General features: G+C 72.0%; 15 protein-coding genes. 9 read left to right on the plus strand and 6 right to left on the minus strand.

Annotated elements, in window-relative coordinates:
* Window positions 1-444: 444 nt before the first annotated feature.
* The 4 genes from ABIA38_RS43295 to ABIA38_RS43310 all read left to right on the plus strand — a co-directional run bounded on the left by ABIA38_RS43295 (window position 445) and on the right by ABIA38_RS43310 (window position 8,249).
* Window positions 445-2,268 carry an RNA ligase family protein gene (locus ABIA38_RS43295; RefSeq protein WP_424644535.1) on the plus strand — a complete coding sequence of 608 codons (1,824 nt, stop codon included), beginning with the start codon at window positions 445-447 and terminating at the stop codon, window positions 2,266-2,268.
* Window positions 2,268-5,252: a poly(A) polymerase gene (locus ABIA38_RS43300; RefSeq protein ID WP_424644536.1), complete on the plus strand. Its 2,985-nt coding sequence runs from the start codon at window positions 2,268-2,270 to the stop codon at window positions 5,250-5,252. Before ABIA38_RS43295 ends, ABIA38_RS43300 begins: the two co-directional genes overlap by 1 nt.
* Window positions 5,253-5,677: 425 nt before the next feature.
* Window positions 5,678-6,934, plus strand: a complete 1,257-nt coding sequence (locus ABIA38_RS43305) for a cytochrome P450 family protein (RefSeq protein ID WP_424644537.1) — start codon at window positions 5,678-5,680, stop codon at window positions 6,932-6,934.
* Between the two features lie 112 nt (window positions 6,935-7,046).
* Window positions 7,047-8,249: an alpha/beta hydrolase family protein gene (locus tag ABIA38_RS43310; RefSeq protein WP_424644538.1), complete on the plus strand. Its 1,203-nt coding sequence runs from the start codon at window positions 7,047-7,049 to the stop codon at window positions 8,247-8,249.
* Between the two features lie 62 nt (window positions 8,250-8,311).
* Here ABIA38_RS43310 and ABIA38_RS43315 read toward each other — a convergent pair whose 3' ends face one another.
* Both ABIA38_RS43315 and ABIA38_RS43320 read right to left on the minus strand, forming a co-directional pair.
* Window positions 8,312-8,779 carry a pyridoxamine 5'-phosphate oxidase family protein gene (locus ABIA38_RS43315; RefSeq protein WP_424644539.1) on the minus strand — a complete coding sequence of 156 codons (468 nt, stop codon included), beginning with the start codon at window positions 8,777-8,779 and terminating at the stop codon, window positions 8,312-8,314.
* Window positions 8,780-8,950: 171 nt separating this feature from the next.
* Window positions 8,951-9,643: a DUF899 domain-containing protein gene (locus tag ABIA38_RS43320; RefSeq protein WP_424644540.1), complete on the minus strand. Its 693-nt coding sequence runs from the start codon at window positions 9,641-9,643 to the stop codon at window positions 8,951-8,953.
* A 171-nt stretch (window positions 9,644-9,814) separates the two neighbouring features.
* Here ABIA38_RS43320 and ABIA38_RS43325 point away from each other — a divergent pair, with 171 nt between their 5' ends.
* Entirely contained in the window at window positions 9,815-10,303 is a 489-nt protein-coding gene (locus tag ABIA38_RS43325) for a winged helix-turn-helix transcriptional regulator (protein WP_424644541.1), read from the plus strand.
* Between the two features lie 99 nt (window positions 10,304-10,402).
* On the opposite strand, the gene ABIA38_RS43330 is transcribed toward ABIA38_RS43325, so the two are convergent.
* The 4 genes from ABIA38_RS43330 to ABIA38_RS43345 form a co-directional block, all read right to left on the minus strand.
* The gene (locus ABIA38_RS43330; RefSeq protein WP_424644542.1) at window positions 10,403-11,275 is read right to left on the minus strand and encodes an ABC transporter ATP-binding protein; all 873 of its coding nucleotides are present in this window, start codon (window positions 11,273-11,275) and stop codon (window positions 10,403-10,405) included.
* Window positions 11,272-12,384 carry a FecCD family ABC transporter permease gene (locus ABIA38_RS43335; protein ID WP_424644543.1) on the minus strand — a complete coding sequence of 371 codons (1,113 nt, stop codon included), beginning with the start codon at window positions 12,382-12,384 and terminating at the stop codon, window positions 11,272-11,274. The genes ABIA38_RS43330 and ABIA38_RS43335 overlap by 4 nt, the downstream gene beginning before the upstream one ends.
* Window positions 12,385-12,390: 6 nt before the next feature.
* Window positions 12,391-13,479: an ABC transporter substrate-binding protein gene (locus tag ABIA38_RS43340; protein ID WP_424644572.1), complete on the minus strand. Its 1,089-nt coding sequence runs from the start codon at window positions 13,477-13,479 to the stop codon at window positions 12,391-12,393.
* 227 nt (window positions 13,480-13,706) lie between these two features.
* Window positions 13,707-14,756, minus strand: a complete 1,050-nt coding sequence (locus ABIA38_RS43345; protein WP_424644544.1) for an aldo/keto reductase — start codon at window positions 14,754-14,756, stop codon at window positions 13,707-13,709.
* A 140-nt stretch (window positions 14,757-14,896) separates the two neighbouring features.
* Between ABIA38_RS43345 and ABIA38_RS43350 the strand changes: the two genes are divergently transcribed.
* The 4 genes from ABIA38_RS43350 (at window position 14,897) to ABIA38_RS43365 (ending at window position 17,240) form a co-directional block, all read left to right on the plus strand.
* Window positions 14,897-15,400 (plus strand): MerR family transcriptional regulator, encoded by a 504-nt coding sequence (locus tag ABIA38_RS43350; RefSeq protein WP_424644545.1) that lies wholly within the window; start codon window positions 14,897-14,899, stop codon window positions 15,398-15,400.
* Window positions 15,401-15,430: 30 nt separating this feature from the next.
* Window positions 15,431-16,126 carry a TetR/AcrR family transcriptional regulator gene (locus tag ABIA38_RS43355; protein WP_424644546.1) on the plus strand — a complete coding sequence of 232 codons (696 nt, stop codon included), beginning with the start codon at window positions 15,431-15,433 and terminating at the stop codon, window positions 16,124-16,126.
* Entirely contained in the window at window positions 16,101-16,841 is a 741-nt protein-coding gene (locus ABIA38_RS43360; protein WP_424644547.1) for a YqeB family protein, read from the plus strand. Before ABIA38_RS43355 ends, ABIA38_RS43360 begins: the two co-directional genes overlap by 26 nt.
* A gap of 108 nt (window positions 16,842-16,949) precedes the next feature.
* Window positions 16,950-17,240, plus strand: coding sequence for a type II toxin-antitoxin system RelE family toxin (locus tag ABIA38_RS43365; protein WP_424644548.1), 291 nt, complete (start codon window positions 16,950-16,952; stop codon window positions 17,238-17,240).
* The last annotated feature ends 233 nt before the right edge of the window (window positions 17,241-17,473 follow it).

Consider the following 17,473-nt stretch of genomic DNA (forward strand, 5'->3'; position numbering starts at 1 on the left):
CCAACCGCAGCCGAACCCGAAGCCACACCAACCCCAGCCCGGCCGGCAGCCAGCGGCCAGCCGACGAACGGAACCACAACAACTCCAGCCCGGCCGGCGTTTGAGGCCACTCGGCCGAAGGCCGGCCCGTCAGCCAAACCAACCGCAGCCAAAACCCGAAGCCACACCAACTCCAGCCCGGCCGGCGTTTGAGGCCACCTCGGCCGGAGGCCGGTTCGGTCAAGGGGCGGGCGGGCGGGCAAACCCAACCCGCCCCGGCCAAGCCGATATTCGATGGCCCACCACCTCGCCGCCTCCTACAGTGACCAAGGCTCCCCGCACCAGCCACCAACCCCGACAACCGTCAACCCGAGCCCACCAGGGCCCGGCGGCCCCGAGCCATCGCCGACCCAAGCCACCACGGCCCTCGGCCCGGCACCGAAGCCCGAGGCCCCCGGAGGGGACATGCGAACGCACTACCCCCGCACACCACACCTCCCGTGGTCCCCCGGCGCCTCCCCCGACGACATCCGCACCGCCAACCTCACCCCCCTCCACGGCCTCGAGGTCGTCGTCACCGAAAAACTCGACGGCGAGAACACCACGCTCTATCGCGACGGCCTACACGCCCGCTCCCTCGACTCCCGGCACCACCCCTCCCGCACGTGGGTCAAGGGCCTCCAGGGCCGAATCGCCGCGCAGATCCCGCCCAACTGGCGAATCTGCGGCGAGAACATGTACGCCCGCCACTCGATCGCCTACCCCGAACTCGCCAGCTGGTTCTACGCCTTCTCGGTCTGGGCCGACGATCACTGCCTCCCGTGGGACGACACCACCCGCTTCCTGCGCCGCGTGGGCATCCCCACCCCACCGGTCCTGTGGCGCGGCCCGTTCGACGAACGCGCCCTACGCACGATCCGGCTCGATCCGGCCCGCCAGGAAGGCTTCGTGGTCCGCTCCGTCGACGGCTTCGAACGCGCCGAGTTCGCCCGCCGAGTCGCCAAATGGGTGCGCCGCGGACACGTACAGACCGACACCCACTGGATGCACGCCGCCGTCGTCCCGAACGACCTGGGCCCCGAAGCCGCCCTGTGGGCCGTACGTTCCGGCGCACCACCCGACCCACCCGCACTACTCGCCGCCATCGGCCGAAACCGACCCGAATCCCAACCCGAGCCCAAATCCCAACCCGAGCCCGCGCCCCACCCCCAACCCGAGCCCGAAACCCAACGCCAACCCGCCACCCGCATCGCCGAGGACACCCACACCGCCGAGGCGATGTCCGACGCGGCAGCCCGCCTCGACATCCTCGGCCGCACCGGCGACGCACGCCTCACCGGCATCCTGGCCGCCGCGCTGCACACCGAGCACCGCGCCGGCCTCGCCGCCGACCTGGCCGCGACCCTCGGCATGCCGACCGCGCGTCGCATCGCCGACCTGGTCGGCCTCCAGGCCCGCCTGCGCCGACCCTTCCCGGATCAGGAACGCCCGCTCGGCCTGGCCCGATTGGCGGTCGCCGCCGACCTCGGCGCCCTGCACGCCGTGGCCGCCGCGACGCTGGTCGGCCGTACCGACCCCGAGGCCGCCGCCGAACGCGAACTGGTCGAGTGGTCGGCCCTGATCGCCGCCGACGCGGGCCTGCTCGACGAAGCCCCGCTCGCCCGACTGCGCACCCGGGCCCGCGAGGCGTTCGCCGGTCTCGACCCGGACGCCGCCGACCGCTGCTGGGCCGAACTACGGGACGCACGGGCCAAGGGCTGGTCGATGCCGCCCGAGGCGACCCGCCGGCACTGGACCGGCGACTTCCCCCGCCTGATCCACCTGATCGGCCGCTCGGGCAGCGGGAAGAGTACCTTCGCCCACCAACTCCCGGACGTAGCGACCCACATCAGCCTGGACGCGCTCCGCGAGGCCCGCGGCGCCCGGTCCGACCAGTCCGCCAACGGCGACGTGCTGCGCGAGGCCCTGGCCGACCTCGACAAAGCCCTCGCCACCGGCGGCACGGTGGTGTGGGACGCCACGTCCCTCAACAACCACCAGCGCACCCCGATCACCACGATCGCCGAGCGCCGCAACGCGCTGCTCACCCACGCCGTACTCCTGGTCCCCGAGGCCGAGTTGGCCCACCGCAACACCACCCGCGAGCACCCGATCCCGGCGGCCGTGCTGCGCGCTCAGGCCCGCCGCTTCACCCCGCCCTACCCGGGCCGGGCGCACCGGACCTGGTACATCGGCGGCACCGGCACGGTCGAGGACATCGCCGGCTCGTTGACCGCGGCGGACGCGTGATGCGTACCAGCGAGGAGATCTACCACCGGGTGCGCTGGGATATCCGCTTCGACCCCGCGCGGTTCGTCGTCGAGGTCAGCCGCCGCGGCGCACCGCCCAAACGAATCCCGCTGCCCGCGTTCGTCCCGGGTGGCGAGATCCCCTGGCATCGGGTGTTGCGGATCGAGGCGGACGGCGAGGTGGTGTGGGACCGGGCCACCCGCCTGGACCGGATCGACACCTGCGCGGTCGGGCGGGCCCACGATCCCCGTCGCCTGCGCCCGCCGTTCTTCACCGCGCGCGAACCCCACACGTACGACCCGGCCCGCGCCGCCTGGCGCCCCGCACCGCCGCCGGGCGCCGGCGTCACGGTCGGCAACATCCGCGTGCTGACCTGGAACACGCTGTGGGACCGCTACGACGGCGAGCGGATCGACACCGCGCGCCGCCGTCCGTTGTTGCTCGCCGCGCTCGCCGCCGCCGATGCCGACGTGATCGCGCTCCAGGAGGTCGAGTCCGACCTGGTCGCGCTGCTCGCGGCCGAGCCGTGGGTGCGCGCGGCCTACACGATGGACACCGACCCCGCCGGCCACGACATCGCCGACAGCGGGCTGTTGTTGCTGAGCCGACTGCCGGTACGGGAGGCCGCGCGGCATGCGTTGGGGCCGTACAAGGCGCTCGCCGCGATCACCGTGACCACCGGCGCCGAGCCGCTCGTGCTCGCCGTCACACACCTGACCAGCGACCACGCAGCGGACGGACCGGGTCGCCGACGGGTCGAACTCGCGGCATTGGCCGACGGGTTGGCGGGTGTACCGGGCGACCTGGTCGTGGTCGGCGACTTCAACGACGGCACCAACGGCCCGTCGGGACCGGCCGCGGCGCTCGGCCTCGCCGACGCCTGGACGCACATCCACGGCGCCGCCGACGAAACGCCCACCTTCGACCCCACGGTCAACCCGCTGGCCGCGATCGGCTCCCGCACCGGTCGCGCCGCCCGACTGGATCGAATCCTGCTCCGCACCGGCGCCTGGCGCTCGAACACGGCAACGCTGTACGGCGACACCCCAACCCCCGACGGCCTATACATATCGGACCACTTCGGCGTGCAAACCGACCTGGTCCCGAGTACCGACCCGGCACCGGACACCGTCCTGGACGTAGCCCCCACCGCCCGCACCGCACTGGCCTGGCTGCCCCCGAAGCGGCTGTGGCCCGCACTCCAGGCGCTCCGCCACGCCCACGATCCCCAGGTCGACCGCTGGCCACCACACGTCAACATCCTCTTCGGCTTCGTCCCCGAGGCCGACTTCGACCGGGCCGCCCCACTGCTGGCCGCCGCGGCGACCCGGGCAACTGCGTTCACCGCCAGGCTCGATGGTGTACACACCTTCGGCCATCGCGAGGACGCCACCGTCTGGCTCGACCCCGCCGCCGCCGACCACAATGCCTGGGCCCGACTCCACCAGACCTTCGCCGACCACTTCCCCAACTGCGCCCGCCCGGACGGCTACACCCCCCACCTGACCCTGGGCCGCAGCAGCAACCCCCAGCACACCGCCGGCGACTGCGCCGCGCACCTGACCCCGATGTCCGCCCGGGTCAGCGAACTGACCCTGCTGTCCCGCCGCGCCGATGAACCCATGCGCCCCCGAGCCACGATCGACCTCACCACCGGCACGATCCACTGGCTCCGGGACCCATCGACCCACCTCGCCGACTCGGCGTGCGCAGCGGGCACTTCCCCGGACCGGGCGGCGCGAGCCGACACCGAGCCGGCGGCCGATGCGATCGGGCGGACCTCGGCTCGGTCCGAACTCGGGCCGAGCCGGGGGGAGATCGGCGCTGCGGGCCTCGTCCCCGCCGCCGAGGAGGAGGTCCTGGCCCGGCGAATCGCTCGGCGGATCGCCGGGGCGCTGGGCGACGGAGTCGTGTCGGTGGTCGGCTCGCGGCGGATGGGGTGCGCGCTCGCCGGCGCCGATCTCGACCTCGTGGCGGCACTGCCCGGAACGATCGACCTCGCCGATGTCGCGGCGCGCGTGGGCGCGGCATTGCCGGAGGCGGTCGGCCTGCGGCCGGTACTCGGGGCGCGGGTACCGGGGTTGCGGCTGGCCGTCGGCGAACTGGGCGTCGATCTTGTCCTCGTCGGCACCGGGCGGATCGCCCCGGCCGACGCGATGGCCCGGCGAACCGAGTCGACCGAGCCGGCCGCGATCGCGTTGAGCGCCGTCACCGACGCGGACACGATCCGGGCCGCGGTCGGCGCCGAGCACGAGCGGTTCGCCACGCTGGCCCGACAGGTCAAGGCCTGGGCCCGGGCGCGCGGCCTGGACTCCGCCCCGTTCGGCCAACTCCCCGGCGTGGCCTGGTCGATACTGGCCGCCCGCAGCACGATCGCGGCCACCGAACCAACCGACGCCGACCTGCTCCGCGACTTCTTCGCCACCTGGGCCGCCTGGGACTGGCGCAAGCCGGTGACCCTGGACCCACATGGCGGCCGGCCGATCGCGACCACCGGCACACCGGTGTCGATCCTGACCCCGACCACCCCGATGCGCTTGTGCACCGAACAGGTCGGCCCCGGCTCCCGCGACCTGCTGACCGAAGAGCTGTACCGCGCCTGGGAGATCCTGACCGTCGCCGAGGAAGCCGGCACCGACCCATGGCCCGACCTGGTCGCACCGCCTCCGCTGCACCGCCGCCACGCGGCCTGGGCCGTGCTGACCGTACTACCCGCCCCGGCCCAGGAGTTCGAGGCGACCATCGGCCGCCTCCGCGGTCGAATCCGGGCCCTGCTCACCCTCCTCCACGAGGCCGGCATCCCGGACGCCCACGCCTGGCCGCGCCCCTTCGAATCGGGCTCCCACGCACGCTACGCAATCGGCCTGGGCCAAACCCCACCATCCGCCGACACCCTCGAATCCCTCACCACCCGCTGGACCAAATCCCTCCCAGGCACCACCCTCACCCGAACCGAAGGCGGCGCGGTACCAACCCTGCGCTGAACCCACCCACCCACCCACCAAGCAAGCCAGTCCGGCGCGCCGACCGGACGACCCGCCGCACCGAGCCCGCAACCGTCGCCACCGCGAACGTCGGGATCAGCCCCGCGCGCCCGAGCCATCCTCGACCCCGAACCGCTCCCGAATCACCCACCGACGGCGACCGGACTCGGCTCAGCCCGGCCCGACGCACACCGGCAACAGCCCGACGCCGCATGCCCGTTCCGGGCGCGGGCCGCATCCCCCGCATCAGGCGTGCCGCCCGGCCCCACTCGCGCCACGCCCCCGACGCGCCACACCGAATCCGCGCCGAATCCGCGCCGACGCCGCCCCCGACACTGTTGTCTTGTTCCCGGTCGAGGCGTAGAAGGGAGAGGCACCGCCGCGCCACGCGCCACCCCCGCACGTTTCTCTCGACGGGAGTCAGGATGTCGGCGAACCCCGATCATCGGTGCCCGGTTCTCGATCCCACCGCGCGGGCCGCGCACGCCGAGGCCGCCGGGTTGCGGGCGCGGGGGCCGGCCGTGTGGGTCGAACTCCCGGGCGGCGTCCGGGCCTGGTCGATCACCCGGCACGCGGTGATCCGGGCGCTGACCACCGATCCCCGGGTCTCCCGGGACTTCCGGCGGCACTGGCCCGGGTTCGCCGACCTGCCGGAGGGCTGGCCGCCGGCCCCGGTCGCGTTCCAGCAGGGTTTCGTGAACACCTACGGCGAGGAGCACCGGCGGCGGCGCGCCCGGGTGGCGCCGTCCTTCGCGCCCAGGCGGGTCGAGCGGATGCGTCCGCAGGTACAGGCGACGGCGGATCGGCTGATCGACGTGCTGGCCGCCGTACCGCCGGGCGAACCCGTCGACATCCGGGCAGCCCTCGCCCTGCCGCTGACCATGACCGTCATCTGCGACCTGCTCGGCGTACCCGAACCACTGCGCCCGCGCCTCGGCCACGCGATCGACGCGATCGTCGACACCGGGGTCGAGCCCGCCGAGGCCGTCGCCCGAGGGCTCGAACTCCGGGCCCGGCTCGTCGAGTTGCTGCACCACAAGCAGCAATATCCGGGCGCCGACCTGACCAGCGACCTGCTCGCCCCGGTCGAGCCGGACCGGGAGCACGGCGCGGCACCCGCCACCGAACAGGAGCTCCTCGACGCGCTCTTCCTGATGCTCGGCGCCGGCTACGAAACCTCGGTCAATCTGATCACCAACGCGCTGTCCGAACTGCTGGCCCGTCCCGAGCACATCGAGCGACTCCGGACCACGGCCGTCGACTGGGACGACATCATCGAGGAGGCCCTTCGCCACCAGGGCCCGGTGACGTATCTGCCGTTGCGCTACGCGATCGAGGACATCGACCTGGGCGAGGGTGTGGTCATCCGTCGAGGCGAGCCGATCATGATCGCCTTCGGCGCGGCCGGTCGGGATCCCGAGTTGCACCCGGACGATCCGGACCTGTTCGACCCGACCCGCGCCGACAAGGCTCATCTCGCGTTCGGCTACGGTCCGCACTTCTGCCTGGGTGCGCATCTCGCCCGGCTGGAGACCCGGATCGCGCTGACCACCCTGTTCGACCGCCTCCCCCACCTGGCCCTCGCGCACCCCGAACAACCGCCGCCCCCGATCGCGTCGTTGATGATCAACGGGCTGACCCGGCTCGACATCGTCCCGACGCCGCTCGCCGTCGCCGGCTGACCGGTCCGGGGTCGGGAGTACCGCCAGCTACTTCACCCGAAGCAGTGGAACTGCCGAGGTTTACGCCCACGAGCTGATGACGTCATGTCAACGGCCGGTTACGGTGGGCTACATGTCGAACAGCCTCTCGCGGCGAGCCGCCGCCTCATTCGCCCTGTCGTTGTCGTTGTCCCTGCTCGCCCCGCAGTCGCAGATAGCAGCCGCCGAATCGGTCGCACCGGCACCGCCCATCGCCCCGGACGCCCCCACGCCCACGGGACATCGACCCATCGGCGGCAGGACGCTGCACCTGGTGGATTCCGGCCGCCACGACCCCTGGCACCCGCAGCCACCCGGGCCGCGCGAACTCATGGTCTCCGTGCGCTATCCGGCGCTGTCCGCCAGGGGCCCGAAGGCGCCATACGCGTCCGAGACGCTGTCCACCGCCCTGTTCGGCGATCCCGCGCCGGCCCGGCTCGGCACCCACACGATCCCCGACGCCTGGCCCGCCCCCGGCGCCCGGCCGTTGCTCCTGTTGTCCCCGGGCTTCGGCGCGAGCCGTGTCACGCTCACCGCGCTCGCCGAGGACCTGGCCTCGCGCGGCTATGTCGTGGCTGCCGTCGACCATACCCACGAGACCGCCGTGGAGTTCCCCGACGGGCGGATCGAGCCGTGCCTGCCGGGCGCGAGTCGGGATTGCCCGTCGATCCTGGACACCCGCTCGGCGGATCTGCGGTTCGTCCTCGACCGCTTGACCGGCCCCGACACCGGCTTGTTCGTCGACCGCGCCCGAATCGGCGTGGCGGGCCACTCGATCGGCGGCACGAGCGCGATCCGCACCATGCGCGACGACCCACGCATCACCGCCGCCGCAAACCTGGACGGCTCGTTCCACACCGAGTCCTACTCCGACTCCGACTCCGATACCGACGCCCCCGGCACCGGCACCAGCCCCGGCCGCGCCCCCGCCCCCGGCCCCGAACTCGACCGCCCCGTACTGCTCCTCGGCACCCGACAACTCCCCGGTACCGAGGGCGGCATCGACTGGGATCACGCCTGGCCGGGCTTCACGGGCTGGAAGCGCCGCCTGAACGTGACCGGCGCCGGCCACCTGTCCTTCGAGGACAAACCGTGGATCATCGACGGCTTCGGCGTCCGCGACCACATCCCACCGGATGAGGCCGCCCTCCAATACGGCACCCTCACCGGAGTCCGAGCCGCCACCATCACCCGCGCCTACGTCGCCGCCTTCTTCGACCGCCACCTACGCGCCACCCCCGACCCCCTCCTCGACGGCCCGAGCCCGATCTACCCGGAGGTCACCTTCGCGGCCTGACCCGAACCACCCCGCTCGCGGGAAAACACGCCGGCCGGCGGACGGCGGCCCGACCCTCGACCTCAGCCGCCGTCGCCGCGCCGGTCGTCGGCGGCGAAGTCGAAGCTCAGCCACCGATCCGGGCGGGCGGTGAACAGGGTGAACGTCCCCGTCGGGTCGGCGAGTTCGGCCTGCGCGAAGGCGTGCGCGTCGGCCTCGGGGAGGAAGCGGCCGGCGATCGTGGTCACCTCCTCGAACGTGGGCGAACGATCGGCCCGGAGCAGCGTGCACTCGACGGTGACGTACTTGTACGGGTAGTCGGTCTGCTGGACGCACAGGCTGAACGCGCGCGCCCGTTCGAGCAGTCGGGTCTTGCGCGCGGTACGCCCCTGCGTACCGGTGAAGAAGGTGACCTCACCGCCCGGTCGGTAGGCGTACCAGACCGGGACGGTGAGCGGCGGCCGAGCGCCGTCGGTGGCGACGCTCAACACGGCAACACGTGTCTCGGCCAGGAAGGACTCGGCTTCGACTGCGGTCAGCGTGCGGGCCATGGCTACTCCAAAGGGTCGAAGGAGGACGAACGACAAAGGGTTGGGGAAGTCGAACGGCCGGTCGGGCGACGGATCGAATCGACTCGACTCGACTCGAACAGCAGGGAGGTCGAGCAGACAGGGAACATCGGACAGAGGACATCGGACTTCGGACATCGGCCAAGCGCGCGGCTACCCGCACCCGACGCACCCGGCGCCGCCGCCCACCGGTGCGTACTCGTCGCGGACTCGCAGCCAACTCATCGTCGGGTCCTGCGGCCATCCCGTCGGCGAGTCCTCCCACGCCTCCTGCCGCCCGTACGGAGTCAGATCGAGGAGGTTGAAGTCCAAGCGCAGCCGGTCCACACCACGACCGTCGGTGTAGTACGTCCGAAACACCTCGTCACCGTCGCGCAGGAACACGCTCAATCCGAAGCCGTGCCCGAAGCCCAGTTCGTCCTCGAAGCCATTGCCTCCGGACGAGTACCACGGCACCGTCCAGCCCATCCGTCGCCGCACCGGCTCGATGTCCGCCTGCGGGGCACGCGCCAGCAGGATCAGCGTCGTGTCCCGGGCGTTCAGGTGCGACCGGTCGGCGATGTTGTCGGTGAAGGACGCACAACCCGGACACAACCGGGACTGCCCGGCGGCCAACATGAAGTGGTACACCACAAGTTGGCGCCGCCCGTCGAACAGGCCCGGCAGATCGGTCGCCGTGCCGTCGGGCGCCTCGAACCGATACGCGCCGTCGATCCGCACCATCGGCAACCGGCGGCGCTCGGCCGCGAGCGCGTCCAGTGCGCGGGTGAGCGCTTTCTCCCTGACGAGCAACGTTGCCCGCGCGTCCTGCCACTCCCCTGCCGAGACGACCTCGGGACGACTCATCACGACCTCCACACATCCATGCAGCCACACATCCATGCAGTCATGCAGGCACGCACCGCGCATCCGGGCATCCGGGCATCCGAGCGCCCCTACATTCCCTAAAGGAACTGACTCGTCAGACGCTAGCAGCACCCCGTTCCCTCAGGGAACCCTCTGGTCTAGACTCGTCCGATGCAACGCACGCAATTCGGTGGCATGGCCTGCTCGATCGCCCGCACCCTCGATGTCATCGGCGAACCCTGGTCGCCGCTGATCCTGCGCGACATCTACGTCGGCCTGACCCGCTTCGAGCAGCTCCAGCAGGACCTCGGCATCTCCCGCAAGGTGCTCGCCGAGCGCCTCAAGTGGCTGGTCGAGAGCGCCGTCCTGGAGCGCCGCGTCTACTCGGATCGACCGCTGCGCCACGAATACGTACTGACCGCCAAGGGCCTGGAACTGTGCGACCTGCTCCTGGTGATGGTGCGCTGGGGCGATCGCTGGACGGCGGGCGCGGCCGGCCCGCCGGTGCTCTATCGGCACCACGCCTGCGGCGAGATCGCCCAGGTCGACCTGCACTGCTCGCACTGCGACCGCCCGATGCACGCGGGCGACGTCGACGTCCTGCCCGGCCCGGGCTCGACCCCGCCACCGCCGACGCCGACGCCGACGCCCCCGACCTGAGCACCCCCGCCCCGTCCCGGGAACCGCCGGCACCGCCGACCACCACCCGCCACCACCCGCCACCCGCCACCCGCCACCCGCAGCGACGACCCTCGACGGCTACCGAAGCTCGTTCAGCACGACCTTCGGGTCCGCCACCGCCCCTGCCCCCGCCACCGCGCCCGTCCCCGCCGGGGTTCGGTGGTCGACCGCGATCAGCGGATCGCCCGTCAGCGGATGCTCCAGCACCACCGCGCGGATCCCGAAGACCTCGGCGAGCAGGTCCGGGGTCAGCACCTCGCGCGGTGTGCCGGATGCGCACAACCGGCCCTCGTGCAGGACGTGCAGCCGATCACACACCGACGCCGCCGCGTTGAGGTCGTGCAGCGCGATCAACGTGGTCCGATCCTGGGCGCGCAGCAGCGCCAGCAGCTCGACCTGATGCCGGACGTCGAGGTGGTTCGTCGGCTCGTCCAGCACCAGGACATCCGGCTCCTGGGCCAACGCCCGGGCCAGCAACACCCGTTGCCGCTCGCCGCCGGACAGCGTGGCGAACCGCCGCCCCTGGTGCGCCGCCACCCCGGCCTGGACCAGTGCGATCAGCACCGCCTCCCGGTCGGCCGCACTGTCCCCGGCGAACGCCTTCTGGTACGGCGTACGTCCCATCGCCACGACCTCGCGCACCGTGAAGTCGAAGTCGTTCTCCCGCTCCTGCGGCAACGCCGCCACATGCCGCGCCGCCGCCGCAGGCGTCATCGACCGCAGGTCCCGATCGCCGAGCAGGACCCGACCCGCCTGCGGCTTGAGGTGTCGGTACACCGTGCGCAGCAGCGTCGACTTGCCGCTGCCGTTCGGCCCGACCAGGCCGGTGATCTCGCCGCCGGCCGCGATCAGTTCGACCCCGGCCAGCACATCCCGACCGGACAGGGTGACCCGCAGCTCCTCGATGGTGATCCGGGTCGGATCCGCCGCCGACCCGCCCCGGCCGCTCATCGGGTCTCCAGTCGTCGGTCGAGCAGGAGCAGCAACACCGGTGCGCCGATCACCGCGGTGACCACGCCGATCGGCAGTTCCTGGGTGCTCACCGCGGTCCGGGCCACGGTATCCACCGCGACCAGCAACACCGCGCCGAACAGCGCGGACACCGGCAGCAGTCGGCGGTGATCGCCGCCGATCAGCAGCCGGCAGACATGCGGGACCATCAACCCGACGAACCCGATCGCCCCGGACACCGCGACCAGGACGCCGGTCAACACGCTGGTGACCGCGAACAGTTCGCGGCGCAGCCGGGCCACGTCCACCCCAAGGCCGGCGGCCGTCTCGTCGCCCATCAGCAGCGCGTTGAGCGCGCGCGCCCGGGCCTGCAAGCCGAGCAACCCGAGTACGACGGCGGCGGTGGGCAGCGCCAGTTGGTCCCACTGGGCCCCGCTGAGGCTGCCCATCAGCCAGAACAACACCCCGCGCGTCTGCTGCGCGTCGCCCGCCTGTAGGACCAGGAAGCTGGTGAACCCGGACAGGAACTGGCCCACCCCGATCCCGGCGAGCACCAGGCGCAGCGGCGAGAACCCGCCGCCGCGCCGGGCCATCGCCCACACCAGCGCGAAGGCCGCCAGCGCGCCGGCGAACGCCGACGCGGACAGGCCCAGGCCGAGCAGCCCGCCGGTGCTCGCGCCCAGCACGATCACCGCGATCGCACCGAGCGAGGCGCCGTGGGAGATGCCGAGCAGGTAGGGGTCGGCGAGCGGATTGCGTACCAGCGCCTGTACCGCGGTGCCGACCAGCCCGAGCCCGGCCCCCACCACCGCGGCCAACAGCGCGCGGGGCAGCCGCAGTTGCCAGACGATCAGGTCCCGCGTACCGGCCTCCGGCGGTGCACCGGTCAGCCGTCGCCCGACCACCGACCAGACCTCGCCGATCGGGATGTCCACCGACCCCAGCGACACCGCCGAGGTCAACGCGACGACCAGGAGCACGATCAGTACGGCGACCACCCAAGCGGTACGCACCGCACGCGGGCCGTGGACACCGTCCCCGCCGGCCGCAGCCGCCTCGGCGCCGCGCCGCCCGCTCCCCGGCTCGGATCGCTCGGATACCGAAACCATCCGGATCTACCCCGCCGCCGGCGTGGGCTTGACCAGGTCCGGGTGGATCGTACCGGCGATCTGCCGGACCGTATCGGCGTTGCGCACCCCGGCGATGGTGGTCCGCTCGGAGCCGATCCGGACGAACTTGCCGTCCTTGACCGCATTCAGCCCTTTGGTCGCGTCGAACGAACGCAGGAACTTCTCGGCCTCGTCGAACGCCTTCGCGTTGGCCTCCACGCTGCCCTTGTCCCGCACGCCTACCTGGATCCAGTCCGGGTTCTTGGCGACCACGTCCTCCCAGGGCACCGGCTTGTAGTCGCCGTCGCAGTCGGCGAACACGTTGCGCGCACCGGCCTGGGTGATCACCGCGTTGGCGACCTGCTTGCCGCAGATCGCGATCGGTTGTTTGGTACCGGCGTCGAAGTCGAAGAAGAAGTACGTCGGCCGCCGATCCTGCGGCACCCCGGCCAGCGCGGTCCGCACCGTACCCAGGGTCTGCTCCATGCCCGCGACCAGTTCCTCGGCCTTGGCGGAGGTCCCGGTCACCGCGCCGAGCTGCTTGATGTCCGCCTCGACCTCGGCCAGGTCCTGCCGGGCCCCGGAGCGTTTACTCGCGCACGCGGTCGACTTGAGGTAGATGTGCTTGATCCCGGCGGCGGCGAACTCCTTCGGCGAGGGACCCGCGCCCATCGCACCCATGCCGCCCATGTCGGCGAAGGTGTCGATGTACAGGTCGGCGCCCGAGCCGAGCAGCTGCTCCTTGGGGATCACCATGTCGCCCAGGACCTTGACCTTCTCCGCCTGGGCCGCGAACTGCGCGGGCATCGTGCCCTTGCCCGGCGGGAAGCCGGTGCCGATCACCCGGTCGCCGGCGCCGAGCCAGAACAACATCTCCAGGCTGGAGGCGTTGCTGGTGACCACCTTCTTCGGTGCCTGGGTGAACGTGATCTCGGCGCCCGCACAGTCGGTGACCTTCACCGGGAAGCCGGCCGTACCGGCGCCGGCCGGCCCCGAGGCCGCAGCGGTCGAGCCCGAGCCGGCGCCGGTCGTGTCGTCCGAGTCGCCCCCGCATCCCGCCGCGAACAGCGCCACCACGGCGACCACGCCGCACATCTTGCTCGCCCGCACAGTTTCGCTCCCCTTGAGTCCCGATGACCGGTCCGCAAACAACGGACCCGGGGAGTCAGTCGCGCCCAACGTCCCGGAAGTTCCCGCCGTGTCCGAGTCCGGGCCCGAGTCGGCGACGAAGGCCGACGCGCGACCGGCGGCCGGCGACCGGCGACGGGCGACGGCCGCCCGGCGACGCGCAGCGGCCGGCAGGCGACGCGCACCGCGTGACCTCAGCCCGCCGCGCGCTCCCACATCGGCCGCCGCCGGGCCGCGCTCCGCGCCAGGGCCGGGTGGACCCACGCGCCGTCCGGGTGGTAGACGTTCGTCCCCGGCGGCACGATCTCGTCGATCCGATCGAGCGCCGTGTCGTCCAGCACGAGCTCCGCGCCGCGCACCGCCGCCTCCAGTTGCTCCATCGTGCGCGGCCCGATGATCACCGAGGTGACCGCCGGGTGTGCGGCCGGGAAGGCGACCGCGAGTTCGGGCAACGTGCAGCCGATCTCGTCGGCCAGCCGGACCAGTTGCTCGACGATGTCCAGCTTGGTGGCGTTCACCGGCAGGGTCGGATCGAACCGGCCGGGGACGAGCGCGGCCCGGCCGCTGGTCAGGTCGATCGGGCCACCCTTGCGGTACTTCCCGGTCAGGAAGCCGGAGGCCAACGGGCTCCAGGTCAGTACGCCCATGCCGAGCCGCTCGCATACGGGCAGTACCGACGACTCGATGCCGCGGGCCAGGATCGAGTACGGCGGTTGCTCGGTCCGGAACCGCTGCAGGCCGCGCCGCTCGGCCACGTGATACGCCTCGACCACGTCCTCCGCCGGGAAGGTCGAGCAGCCGAACGCGCGGATCTTGCCCTGTCGCACCAGGTCGGTCAGGACCGACAGGGTCTCCTCGACGTCGGTCGACTCGTCGGGCCGGTGGACCTGGTAGAGGTCGATCCGGTCGGTGCGCAGCCGGCGCAGGCTGTCCTCGACCGCCGTCACGATCCAACGCCGCGAATTGCCGCCCCGGTTGACCCCCTCGGTCAACGGGAAGTGCACCTTGGTGGCCAGGACCACATCGTCGCGGCGGCCCTGCAACGCCTTGCCGACGATCTCCTCGGACTCGCCGGCCGAGTACATGTCGGCGGTGTCCACGAAGTTGATCCCGTGGTCGAGCGCGGCGTGCACGATCCGCACGCAGTCCTCGTGGTCGGGGTTGCCGACCGCCCCGAACATCATCGTGCCCAGGGCCTGCACGCTGACCTGGATCCCGGTACCACCCAGGGGGCGATAGCGCATGACGACGCTCCTTCTGTTCTGTACTTTGCGACGTTGCGGAACCGTGCGGATGTGCCGGGTCCCGGGCCGGATGGGCCGCGTCGGCAACCGGAACGCTACGAGCTGGACTCGACTCCAGGTCAAGTCCCATCCTGAGGCGCGTGACGGACAACCAGACAGACCACGACGGCACCGGCAGCACCGGAGGCAACGGCGACAACGGCGGCGATGGCGGCACCCGCGAGCTGAGCATCGGCGAGGTGGCCGCTCGGACCGGCCTGAGCATCGACACGCTGCGCTTCTACGAACGTGAGGGCATCCTGGCCAACCCGGTCCGCCGCGGCCCCGGCGGCCGACGGATCTACGCCGAACACGACATCCACTGGCTCAACCTGTGCGCGATCCTGCGCGCGTCGGACATGCCGATCCCGGCCATCCGCCGGCTCACCGACCTGGCCCGCGCGGGCGACGGCAACGAGCGCGAACGCCTGGCCCTGCTGCGCGAACACCAGTCGCGAATCGGCGAGCGGATCGCCGAGTTGCACCGCTGCCTGGACCTGATCAACCACAAAGTCGCCGTCTACGAGGACTACTTCGCCGAACACGAAGGGGACGCCGAGGCAAAGCCCGAGGTCGAGCCGGCCGGCTGCGATGCTATTCTCTGACTGACCAATCAGTTATGGAAAGGTGCCCCGGTGGCCCGAACCGTCGACCCCGAGCGGTCCGCCAGGCGCCGCGAGGCGATCACGCACGCCGCCGGCCGGTTGTTCGCAGAGCAGGGGTACGAGCCGACCACCGTCGCCGACATCGCCCGCGCGGCGGGCCTCAGTGCGGCGAGCGTCTTCTACTACTTCCCGGACAAACGTGCCGTCTTCCGAGCCGTCTTCGAACGGGACCTGCCGATATCCCGCGCGCTGATCGCCCGCTTCGCCGACGCCGAACACCCGGCGGACGCGATCGTCGACCTGGTCACCGAGCTGGCCGCGGACGCCCGCGAGCCGAGCGCGGCGGGCCTGCTCGTGGAGCTGCTGCGCCAGGTCGGCCGCGATCCCGAGCTGGTCGAGGTGATCACCGGGACCGCCCGGGTGGTACAGGAGGGTCTGGCCACGTTGATCGCGCGCGGGATCACCGCGGGCACCGTCGACGCGGCGCTCGACCCGAACGAGGCGGCCGGCTGGATCAGATCCGTGGTCGACGCCGTATACCTGAACGCCGATCCGGACCGCGACGACACACCCGCACTGCGCCGCACCGTCGCCCGCTATCTGGCACCCACTCCGAACGAAGCAGCATCCGCGCCGGACGAAGCACCCATATCGAGCAAAACGCCCGTACCGAACAGAACGAAGGGAACGAGGGGACACGATGGGCCCGAGCACCGCCGGCGATGAGCAGGCCGTCACGATCAGGATGCCGCGCGTGTGGCTGTGGCTGATCGGCGTCGGCACCGCGCTCGTCGGTTTCGGCGCGGGATTCGGAATCAGCCCGCTCGTCCGCCAACTGACCGACCTCAGCGGCTCCGCCCCGGCCCCGCTGCGCCTGGCCGCCCGGCTGCCGACGTTGTGGGCCGTACCGGTGCTGACCGGTCTCGGCGCCGCGGTCGGCGCGTGGATGGCGTCGGTCGCCCGCCGGGAAAGTCCCGTGGTGACCGTGACCCCGGGCCACTTCACCATCCGCCGAGACGGCGCCGGCCTGCAGGTGCGCCGGGATCGTGTGGACGCCGTGTTCACCGACGGCAAGGACCTGGTCGCGCTCGACACCGCCGAAATCGAACTCGTTCGCATTCGCGCGACCGACCTGCCGACCGAGCGACTGCGCGACGCCTTCACCCGGTTCGACTATCCCTGGTCCGGCACCACCGATCCACACGAGGCCGAGTTCACCCCGTGGGTGGACGGCACCCCCGACCTGGACGACGCCGAACACGCCCTGCTGCGCGCCCGTAAGCATGCACTGGCCGACAAGCAGCCCGGCGCGGCGGAGCAGGCCCGGGAGCATCTGCGCGCCGGCGGCATCGTGGTCCGGGACCGCAGGAAGACCCAGCAGTACCGCCGCTGCCGGCCACACCCGCCCGCCGCCGAGGACGACCGACCGGATCGGTCGTAGTCGCCCGCGCGTCGATCCTTGACAATCGGGCGCCCGATGACCGGTCCGCCCCCTTCAAGATCCCGCCCCGATCTGGATTCCGCGCCGAGCACCGGCTACCGTCGCACCGTGAAGGCTCATCCGAGCGGCCCGTACCGCGTGGAGTACACCGAGACCGCGGCCGCCGTCCGCGACTCGCTCCCGCCCGAGCGCCGCGAGCAACTCGCCAAGGCGCTCCGGGTCCTCGCCCGGGACCCCTACACCAAGGCGTCCGCCCCGATCGGCCCCGACGACGACACCCGGCAGGCGATGGTCGCACCCGCACTGTTGATCGAGTACGGCGTGCTGCGCGGGGTCATGGTGGTGGTCGTGGTCACCGTCCTGGACGGCATGGAATTCCTCGGCGAGGCCGACGAGTAGGACCCCGGCGGGTTGCCCTACGTCACGACGACGACGACGAACGGGCCGCGGCCGAATCGACAGGCTCCGCGAAACTTTTTTGCCGACCCCCGCTCTCCGTGACCGCACTCCGCGACCCGAACATCGACACTGTTGTGGGCCCGACCCCCAGCCCCAGGGCCCCAGGCACCCACTCGGGTTCGATGCGAGGAGTCACCATGCGGCCCGTCCAGGCAGTCACCGACCACCACCCC

This window comes from Embleya sp. AB8, assembly GCF_049739465.1.
Classification (GTDB): Bacteria; Actinomycetota; Actinomycetes; order Streptomycetales; family Streptomycetaceae; genus Embleya.